1 pseudogene is annotated in these 844 nt (G+C 41.4%); it reads right to left on the bottom strand.

Going from position 1 to position 844, the window contains the following annotated elements:
* A pseudogene (locus H2O64_RS23910) lies at nucleotides 1-844 on the bottom strand (CUB protein); the annotation flags it as partial.

The raw sequence follows: 844 nt of genomic DNA, 5'->3' as shown, positions 1-844 counted from the left end.
GCAATGGATTTACCCTGATGTCAAAAGTAATGGTGTTTTCACAACCTGTGGTATCATTGGTAGCCAATACAAAGATCGTTTGCACTCCAATTTCTACATTGCTGTACGCAGTTGGATCGCCAATTGGTGTATCACTTGCCAGATCAGCAGCATTTGCATAGTACTGTAAACTAATCCCTGGAACATTGTTGAGCAATTGTTCTGCAAGGCTTGTAAGGTTAAATACTTCGATTCCATCGTTTAAAGAAACCGCATCACAGGTGTCGAGTCCTGGTAATTGTGTCAGCACTGGAAGTTCGTTTACAATCAGGGTTAGGTTGGTAATACTAAAACAACCTGTTGCTTGATCTTCTACACGCACCCAAATTACTTGTGGACTTGGCGGAATGTTACTGTATGCGTTTATATTGTTGATTTCTCCTGCTGTTAAACCAGCGATTGCATTTACTTCAGTGTTATAGTAGCGAACCGTATGTGTGGTTGGATCTTCTCCGTTTAGGATTTCTACTTCACTTTGTGTCAGATCGAATTGTGCAATCCCATCTGCCGTGATATCATCACATTCAGCCAAACTTACCGCATCAAGTGCAGCAATCTCTGGGGAATCAAAGACGATTAAGGCTAAAGAAACCACATTGAAACATCCCGTAAGGACATTCTCCACACGCACATAAATCGTTTGATTGTAGGCGTTGATATTGGTATAGGTATCTGCAAGTGGATTTACATCATTGTCAGCATCTTCTGGAGTTTCGTGGTAGGTAACAGCAATGTCCATTAGCATTCCGCCAGTAATTTGATTTTCTGTACTACGGATGTTAAAGATTCCGAAACCGTCATTGTC

Origin of the sequence: Kordia aestuariivivens (genome assembly GCF_014397005.1) — a bacterium.
Classification (GTDB): domain Bacteria; phylum Bacteroidota; class Bacteroidia; order Flavobacteriales; family Flavobacteriaceae; genus Kordia; species Kordia aestuariivivens.
This window is presented reverse-complemented; position numbering and strand designations above follow the sequence as displayed.